This is a genomic window from Jutongia sp., from assembly GCF_057878315.1.
In genome coordinates, this window is the sequence record NZ_DBLXSO010000031.1 from 25,189 (window position 1) to 34,379 (window position 9,191).

The window sequence follows — 9,191 nt, forward strand, 5'->3', positions numbered from 1 at the left end:
TGCCATAAAATGACAAGATTTGATTTTAGGATGTTCCATCCGCAGGATCATTTGATTTCTGTGGAATATTTATCGTACACCTTGTTCCTTTTCCCACTTCACTCTCGATCCGCAGACAATATTCCTCCCCATAATACAAACGGATCCTCTGATTGACATTCCGCACACCGTATCCCTTTGTCTTAAATTCCAGAATTGAGGATAATATCTCCGGCTCAATTCCAACGCCGTTATCCTCCACCGTCAGGTAAATATTTTCGGCATCTTTCCGTCCGATGATCTTAATATAACCTCTGCCGTCCTCCTTCAGGTCAATACCGTGATCGATCGCATTTTCCACAAGCGGCTGCAGCAAAAGGTTCAGAGTCTGGTATGGCAGAATCTCCTCATCAATGTCCATGATCACATCAAAATCATTATCGTGCATGCAAAGCTGGATCTCCAGATACGACTTCATGTTCTCAATTTCCTTCTCAATTGTCAGAACATTCTTGCCACGGTTGAGCGATGTCCGGTAAAACGAAGAAAGCGCCAGCGTGATCTTACTGATATCCTGCTGCCCTGCTTCGAGCGCCTTCCAGTTGATCAGAGAAAGCGAATTATACAGGAAATGCGGATTGATCTGCGCCTGAAGTGCTGTCATTTCCGACTTTCTCTGCGTCAGCTTACTCTCATACACCTCATGGATCAGCCGGTTGATTTCTCCGAGCATGCTTCCGAAGCCACGGATCAGACTGCCGACCTCATCTCCGGCATCGCTGGTAACCATCAGCTCCATATTGCCTTCCTCAACCGCCTGCATATTGTCACGCAGACGTTTGATATCGCGCACCACGAACCGCGAAAATGCCAGGGATGCCACCACCGATGTGATGATACATACCGCGATAATTCCCATGACAAGCACAAGCAACGTCTGAATCTCTCTCGCCATCATTTTCTGCGGCTGATAGACAATGATCTTCCAGTCATCCACCCCCGCATCTGCGGAAACGATCAGATAATTGCTTTTCTTTCCGTTCTCCTGCGCCTCCATTTTCTTTTTCAGAGCAGGAAAAGATAATCTCTTTTCTTGCGATTTCTTTGCTGTCGTTTTTGTATTATTTTTCGAAGCCGTATTCTCCGAAAAGGTATCCTTCTCAAATAACACATTTCCCTTCTTATCAACAATATAAAGGCCGTAGCTGTCTCTTGAAATATCATCAAAGCCCGCAAATAACGAATCATAATTCACATCCAGATACAGGATTCCCTTCTGCTTATTCTGCTCCATGATTGGCATGGTTCTCGCCGAAAACGATGTTTTCTTCTCTGCATCGATGATCCATTTTACCTTCTGGCTCAGAGAAGACTCATTTTGTCTGTACCATTTTTCACCCTCGATCGTCTGCAGCGAATCCACCATTGTATCATGCTTTACAATATTTTTATCCAGATAGATTGTGATCTGATTGATATTCGGATTAAAATATTTCAAAGAAGAAAGCACCGGATCTACCGTTGCCGTGTACTGCTCATACATGGAAAATATATTGTCATAATCACCGATCAGCACATCGGAAATCGGCTGGTTAAACGCAATATAATCGGACAGATTATTATAAACAAGAATCTGTGACTTTAACTGCGATGCCCCCTGCGACACCGAATCCTCAATGTTACGGTGCTCCCTCTCCATCAACGTTTTTCTCTCCTGTCCGGACGCAAAGAGTCCCAAAAGAAGGATAGGTATCGTTCCGATACAGATATATATGATCATTATTTTCTTTTGTATTTTGGCATTTTTAAACCATTGACCGATCCTGTGTTTCATAGATTTCCCCGTTCTGGTGCCATCTCGCATGACATTGTTTATTTTACTGATTTCTATAAATTTATAGCTGATTTAACCTTGTATTAATTTACTAATTGCTGTTGGTGATTTAACCCTGCACAATTTTATTTTTCTCTTAACAATTATCTCTGCGCAGTTTTACTGATTCCTGTATTTCTGTGGACTTACCCCATAATACTCGCGGAAGCTCTGACAGAAATACGACACATTCGGATACCCCACAGCATAGCTGATGTTGACAATCTTGTTATGTGTCTGCTCCAGCATTTCCTTCGCTTTTTCCATGCGCAGCGCCTTGATAAACTTACTAAGATTCTGCCCCGTCTCCTTCTTAAAAATATGACTCAGATAGCTTGGTGCCAGAAATACCTGCTCCGCCAGCATATCCACGGAAAGCTCCTCATCGTAATGTGCATAAATATACTGCTTCACCGTCTCAATCTCCCGATGCTCCATCTGCGGATTGATAGCAAAGCTCTGTTCCAAAAGACGGATACCCTCATTAAGAAGCTCTGTGACCTCCTGAAAATCATTCGTACGATACAGCCGGTCAATCTCCTGATTCAGTCCCACCGATTTCTCCTGCGGTAGAATTTCATAAATATCCTTCAATAAATTAGAAAAGATAAATTTCACATACATCTGTGAAAAATTCTTTTTGCTCTGATACTTCTCACACAGACTTTCAAAATGACGGCGAAGTCCCACCATATCCTTCACCTTGATATCCTGACGGATCTGCTTCATCAAAGTGTCATCATCAATCTCCGAAAGATTGGCTTCTGACTGCTCCTCCTCACAAAATACCCGGTCCTGCGGTGCATAAAATTTATTCTCCATGAGAAGTTCCAGACGTTCCATCTCCTCTGCCAGTCTGACAGGATGTTCAAACTCTCTGCTCACGGCAATATAGCACCTCTCCCCATACTTCTTCTCAATAGTATCCTGCAGCTTCTGCGCCATCTCCCGTCTCGCCTCGATCTCAATAGAACGCTCCAGAAGTATGATTCCCTGCTGTGGATTCATATTCAGATAAAGGAATGGCTCATTCATTTCTTCGCGCAGATTTTCCAGAAAATCGAGTCCGGTCCGCCCGAAAAATTCCCGGTCAAATTCCAGCAACATCATATTCTGAAAATCCTGCACATATTCCAGGCTGCCCATATCTCCCAGACTTTTCGCCAAATCCTCCGGTGCCGCCCCATTCAAAAGCGATAATATCACATGCTCCTTCACAAAATTTCGGTTCTTCTCCTTGCGCTCGTCCTCCAGCCGTTCTCCCTCAATTTCCTGCAGAACTTTTTCCATGGTACTGCGAAACTCTTCCGGATCCACCGGCTTTAAAATATAGCTGTTTACGCCGGACTTCATCGCCTTCCTGGCATACTCAAACTCGCCATATCCACTGAAGATCACCATCTTCGTCTGTGGATACTTCTCCACCACGTTCTCTGCCAGCGTAAGACCGTCCATAAAAGGCATTTTAATATCTGTAAGCAGAATATCCGCCGGCTCCTCCTCAAGGGCTTCCAACGCTTTCACACCGTTCACAGCCTCCCGGATCTGCGCCTCCATATGAAGCTGCTTCAACAAAAACTTTATTCCATTTCTCTCTATCTTTTCATCATCAACGATCAATATCCGAATCATAGCCAACCTCATTTCCGCAATATCTGCTTCTGTCCTTCTCTAGTTTACCACACACTCTCCCGAAACCCAAACACAAACTTTCTCTAAGTCCATAAAATGCGAAATAACCCCCTCCCGGCATTTCTGCCGGAAGAGAGTACATTATTTCTTTTATTATTTTAATCACTTCTATTTTAGTTATACGAAGTCCCTTTTTTAGAACTTTGTTATTCCTTTTTATCCCTTGCTCCCTGAATTTTCTTCTTTCATGATCTCGATTTTCTATTCTTATACTTTGCTTTCCGGAAGCTCTTTCTTAATCTCGATTTTCTATTCTTATACTTTGCTTTCCGGAAGCTCTTTCTTGATCTCGATTTTCTATTCTTATACTTTGCTTTCCGGAAGCTCTTTCTTAATCTCGATTTTCTACTATTACACTTTGCTTTCTGCAAAGTCCGTCTTTTGGGACTCTTTTTTCCTTGTTTCCACTTTACTTTTACAAAGTCCCCGTCTTCCAGATCTCCTTTTCATACTGTGCAATTGTACGATCTGATGAGAAGAATCCTGCCTTTGCGATATTTACCAGCATCTTCTCCGCCCATGCCATACGGTCATTATATTCCTGATATGCCCGCTCTCTTGTCGCAATATAATCCTCAAAATCAGGGAAAGTCATGAACCAGTCTTTATTTAACAGCTCATTATACAGACGCGTCAGATGTTCTTTATCTCCTACTGCCATCATTTCTTCTCCGACAATAAAATCAACAGCCTCCTTTAACTTCGCATCCTTTTCATAATAATCCTTTGACACATAGCTTCCATCCGCATATCTCTGAATGACCGTCTCACTGTCCTCACCGAAAATATAAATATTTTCCTTTCCGACAAGCTCTGCAATCTCCACATTTGCGCCATCCATGGTTCCCAGCGTCAGTGCACCGTTCAGCATAAACTTCATATTACCTGTACCGCTCGCCTCTTTCGACGCAAGCGAAATCTGCTCAGAAATATCACACGCCGGAATGAGCTGTGCCGCTTTGCTCACATTATAATTCTCCACCATCACCACACGGAGATGCTGACTAACCTGCTCATCACTATTGATCAGCTCTTGCAGGCACAGGATCAGATGAATGATATCCTTTGCGATCACATACGCCGGAGCTGCCTTTGCTCCGAAGATCACGGTAACCGGCTTCTCCGGGATCACGCCACGCTTGATCTCCAAATATTTATGGATAATATATAATGCATTTAACTGCTGACGCTTATATTCATGAAGACGCTTCACCTGAATATCATAGATGGAGTTTTCGTCGATCTCCACGCCCTGTGTCCGAAGCAAATATTCCTTCAACTGTTTCTTTTTCTCTGCCTTTACCGCAAGCAGACTCTCCAGCACCTTCGTATCCTTCTGATAAGAAAGCAGTTTTTTAAGCTCCATCGCATCCTTTTTGAAACCGCTGCCGATCAGCCCCTCGATCCATGAAGCAAGCTCCTCATTGCAATGAAGCAGCCAGCGGCGGAATGTAATACCATTCGTCTTATTATTAAATTTCTCCGGATAAATCTCATAAAACGGCTTCAATTCACTGTTCTTCAAAATCTCCGTATGCAGATACGCCACACCGTTTATACTATATCCATAGTGCATATCTATGTGTGCCATATGAACACGATTTTCCTTGTCTATAATTGCTACCGCCTCATCCGGATATTTCTTTTTCGCCTCATTATCCAGAATATGTATGATTGGAAGAAGCTGCGGTACAACCTTTTTCAGATAATCAACCGGCCATTTTTCCAACGCCTCGGCAAGGATCGTGTGATTCGTGTAGGCACATGTCTTCGCAACGATCTCCATTGCCTCCTCAATGCAGATACCACGGATCAGAAGTAGTCTTATCAGCTCCGGGATCACCATTGTCGGATGTGTATCATTAATCTGGATTGCCGCATACTCCGGCAGATCATGGAGATTGCAGCCTCTCGCCTCACACTCCTCCAGGATGAGCTGTACTCCCGCTGATACCATAAAATACTGCTGGTAAATTCTAAGAAGCTGTCCCTTCTCATCGCTGTCATCCGGGTACAGGAACAATGTCAGATTACGCTCGATATCCTCTTTATCAAAAGAAATTCCATCCTCGGTAATCTTCTCCTCCACACTGTCAATATCAAACAAATGAAGCTGATTTGTTCTGTTCTCATAGCCTGTGACCGCAATATCGTACAGAGACGCTTTCACAACATGATCACGAAATTCTACGGTATAGCTTTTCTCTCTTTTGGTCAGCCAGCTCTCCTTCTCAATCCATGGATTCGGATACTCCTTCTGCAGATTCTTCTCAAATGCCTGTCTGAAAAGTCCCAGATGATAGTTAATACCAATACCATCTCCCGGAATCCCCAACGTTGCAATAGAATCAAGGAAACATGCTGCCAGACGTCCCAGTCCTCCGTTTCCCAATGAAGGCTCCGGCTCAATCTCCTCAATCTCATAAATACTCTTTCCATTTTCCTCCAGTTCCTTTTTCACTGTATCAAAAAGTCCGAGATTAATGAGATTATTCGACAATAATTTTCCAATCAAGAATTCTGCCGAAATATAATAAACCTTCTTTTTCTTTGCAGGACTTTCCTTCCCCTGTGCCTGCTGTTTCACAAGCTCCAGAAGTGCCACATAAATTTCCTCATTGCTGCATTCCTTCAAACTCTTCCGGTAACGATCCTCTACAAATTTCTCTAACATTTTTCTCCTCCTGATTATAATGTTTTGCTAGTTGGTTTTTAATTTACTTCTAATTTTTCTTATTGTTTTATATTTGTATTTTCTTTTAACTATATTGGTAATATAAAACCTATAATTTTACTTTAAATTAGTATTTCCCCTTGTTTATATTTTCCTTTATCGTTATTTTCTAAGATAAATTCTATCTTTTCTCTTTTATTTGTGTTTCCTTTTATCTATGATAGATATCCGCCAGTTTTGCAAGAAAAGCAATCTGCTTCTCTCCAAATTCTTCTTTCTTCAACCGCCAGCGCCAGTTCTGACCAATTGTCGACGGAAGATTCATCCTGGCATCGTTATCCTTTTTCAGGATGTCCTGCATCTGAAGGATCACCGTATCTGCCACACTCTGGTAAGCCAAACGGATCACGGCATCCGCCAACTCCTCCCTCTTCTTCACACCGGTATAGTCCTGCAGATATGTATATCCCTTTTCCGGCAGTGAATCGAAATATCCCAGCAGTGTTTCATTATCATGTGTCCCGCTATACACAACACAATTTCTTTCATAATTATGCGGCAGATATTCATTCTCCCTGTTTCCATCAAACGCAAATTCCAAAATCTTCATCCCCGGATAACCACTTTGCTCAAGCAGCTTGCGCACTCCCGGAACAACCACACCAAGATCCTCCGCGATCACCTTTGCATCACCGATTGATTCATCAATTGCCTCTATCAGCTTCGCTCCCGGTCCCTCGCGAAATGCTCCATCCACAGGCACACCATCTGACGGAATCGCATAATATCTCACAATTCCAATAAAATGATCGATCCGCACCACATCATACATACTGCCTGCCGCCCGGATACGCTTTTTCCACCAACGGAAGTGATCCTTTTCCATAACCTTCCAGTCATAGATTGGATTTCCCCACTTCTGTCCATAATCCGAAAATGCATCCGGCGGGCATCCTGCTACATCCACCGGATGAAGCGTTTCATCCAATTGATATTGTCCGGGATTTGCCCACACATCTGCACTGTCCAGTGCTACATAAATCGGAATATCTCCTATGATCTGTATTCCTTTGCCATTTGCATATTCCTTCAATGCACTCCACTGCTCAAAAAACTTATATTGCACAAAACACCAGAACTCAATCTTCTCTTTCAGAAGCTGCCTGTAATATTCCAGTGCAGATTTCTCACGGAATCGTATGTCCTCATTCCAGGACAGCCATTCAACTCCACCGAAATAATCTTTGCACGACATAAAAAGACTATAATCCTCCAACCAGTCCCTATTTTTATCCACAAAGTCCTGATAATCGGACAGGTTCATACAGTCCCGATAATTGGACAGATCTGTTTTTTCACTTATTTTCTTCCTTATATCTACAATATTTTTTCTTACATCTACACTTTCATCTTTTCGCTCCGCATTTTTCTCCTGCCACCGCAGAAATGCCTTCTTTAAAATGCCAAACCGATTCACATACATCTTCTGGTAGTCCACATCATATGCCAGCTTACCCCAGTCAATACTGAGAATCTCTTCCTTCTTCAGCAGTCCTTCTTCTTGCAGCATATCCAGATCAATAAAATACGGATTCCCCGCAAATGTCGAAAAGGACTGATACGGACTATCCCCAAAGCTTGTCGGTCCCACCGGCAATACCTGCCAATACCGCTGACCCGCTTCTTTCAGTTGATCCACAAAATAGTATGCCTCCTGCCCCAGTGATCCAATTCCATACGGAGAAGGTAAACTGCTGATTGGTAATAATATCCCTGCTCCGCGTTCCAACCGTTTCGACTTCTGTTCCATGTTCATCACACGATTCCTCCATCTTTTCTGCTTCGAGCCCTGTAGGTCCCATTCAAATGCGAAAGCATTCATATCAAGCTTTCGTATTTCTCACTACTAATATGCTATCAACTCTCTGTCAAATATTCCATATATCATTTCTTAGATAAATATCAATTTTCCTATACTATAAAAAGGGCAAAACGCTCGTTTTGCCCTCCAAGAATTGCTTCGCAATTTTCGTTGACTTCATTCTACATTACGAGCATTTTTCTATACCATAAAAATAGCCGGCATATTGATATAGAAGTATACCAATACGCCGGCTTTAAATTTCCGTATAAATAAAAAAACCTACTACAAAATGCAGTAAGCTTAATAAAGTGAGACACGGGGGATTCGAACCCCCGACAACTTGATTAAAAGTCAAGTGCTCTACCAACTGAGCTAGTATCCCATCTTCGCCAAAAAGACGAAAATGCCCAGAACCGGAATCGAACCAGTGACACGCGGATTTTCAGTCCGCTGCTCTACCAACTGAGCTATCTGGGCAAAAGATATTTACTATCTTAGTAGCGGGGACAGGATTTGAACCTATGACCTTCGGGTTATGAGCCCGACGAGCTTCCAGACTGCTCCACCCCGCGTTATTTAATTAACCGAAGTTAAATGGATGGAGAAGGATTCGAACCTTCGAAGGCGAAGCCAACAGATTTACAGTCTGCCCCCTTTGGCCACTCGGGAATCCATCCATAAAAGCCGATGATCGGACTCGAACCGATAACCTGCTGATTACAAATCAGCTGCTCTGCCAATTGAGCCACATCGGCATATTGAAAATGCTTTAGAATTTAAATGGGACCTACAGGGCTCGAACCTGTGACCCTCTGCTTGTAAGGCAGATGCTCTCCCAGCTGAGCTAAGATCCCATATAAAACGACCCAGACGGGACTCGAACCCGTGACCTCCGCCGTGACAGGGCGGCGCTCTAACCAACTGAGCCACTAGGCCATCAATCAATGAATATTGATTAAAGAAGGTGATACCTTCAAAACTGTATACCGATTATAACATCTTCACGCTGCTTTTGCAACCAGCTCTCCGTTTCTTTTGGATAAGCCTTCGACCTATTAGTGACAGTCAGCTGCATGCGTTACCGCACTTCCACCTCTGCCCTATCTACC

Annotated in this window: 4 protein-coding genes and 7 tRNA genes; all 11 read right to left on the reverse strand. The window is 43.1% G+C overall.

The annotated features are described in order from the left end of the window. Positions 1-25: 25 nt before the first annotated feature. Complete coding sequence (locus ACZLMD_RS08570; RefSeq protein ID WP_489495557.1) at positions 26-1,759, reverse strand: cache domain-containing sensor histidine kinase; 1,734 nt, start codon at positions 1,757-1,759, stop codon at positions 26-28. A 213-nt stretch (positions 1,760-1,972) separates the two neighbouring features. Beyond that, entirely contained in the window at positions 1,973-3,484 is a 1,512-nt protein-coding gene (locus tag ACZLMD_RS08575) for a response regulator transcription factor (RefSeq protein ID WP_022305516.1), read from the reverse strand. 475 nt (positions 3,485-3,959) lie between these two features. Then, complete coding sequence (glgP, locus tag ACZLMD_RS08580) at positions 3,960-6,218, reverse strand: glycogen/starch/alpha-glucan family phosphorylase (protein ID WP_489495558.1); 2,259 nt, start codon at positions 6,216-6,218, stop codon at positions 3,960-3,962. Positions 6,219-6,429: 211 nt separating this feature from the next. After that, complete coding sequence (gene malQ / locus ACZLMD_RS08585; protein ID WP_482522846.1) at positions 6,430-8,034, reverse strand: 4-alpha-glucanotransferase; 1,605 nt, start codon at positions 8,032-8,034, stop codon at positions 6,430-6,432. A 357-nt stretch (positions 8,035-8,391) separates the two neighbouring features. Beyond that, a tRNA-Lys gene (locus ACZLMD_RS08590) sits at positions 8,392-8,464 on the reverse strand. A gap of 22 nt (positions 8,465-8,486) precedes the next feature. After that, positions 8,487-8,559: transfer RNA gene (locus tag ACZLMD_RS08595), tRNA-Phe, on the reverse strand. A gap of 21 nt (positions 8,560-8,580) precedes the next feature. Next, a tRNA-Met gene (locus ACZLMD_RS08600) sits at positions 8,581-8,654 on the reverse strand. A 23-nt stretch (positions 8,655-8,677) separates the two neighbouring features. Continuing rightward, positions 8,678-8,759, reverse strand: a tRNA-Tyr gene (locus tag ACZLMD_RS08605). Between the two features lie 5 nt (positions 8,760-8,764). Next, a tRNA-Thr gene (locus ACZLMD_RS08610) sits at positions 8,765-8,837 on the reverse strand. A 26-nt stretch (positions 8,838-8,863) separates the two neighbouring features. After that, positions 8,864-8,936: transfer RNA gene (locus tag ACZLMD_RS08615), tRNA-Val, on the reverse strand. Between the two features lie 8 nt (positions 8,937-8,944). After that, positions 8,945-9,018 (reverse strand) — tRNA-Asp (locus ACZLMD_RS08620). Positions 9,019-9,191 lie beyond the last annotated feature (173 nt).

Excerpts from the sequence above, each read along its gene's own strand:
- ACZLMD_RS08570 (WP_489495557.1), bottom strand. The coding sequence starts at position 1,759 with ATGATCATATATATCTGTATCGGAACGATACCTATCCTTCTTTTGGGA.
- ACZLMD_RS08575 (WP_022305516.1), bottom strand. The coding sequence starts at position 3,484 with ATGATTCGGATATTGATCGTTGATGATGAAAAGATAGAGAGAAATGGA.
- glgP (WP_489495558.1), bottom strand. The coding sequence starts at position 6,218 with ATGTTAGAGAAATTTGTAGAGGATCGTTACCGGAAGAGTTTGAAGGAA.
- malQ (WP_482522846.1), bottom strand. The coding sequence starts at position 8,034 with ATGAACATGGAACAGAAGTCGAAACGGTTGGAACGCGGAGCAGGGATA.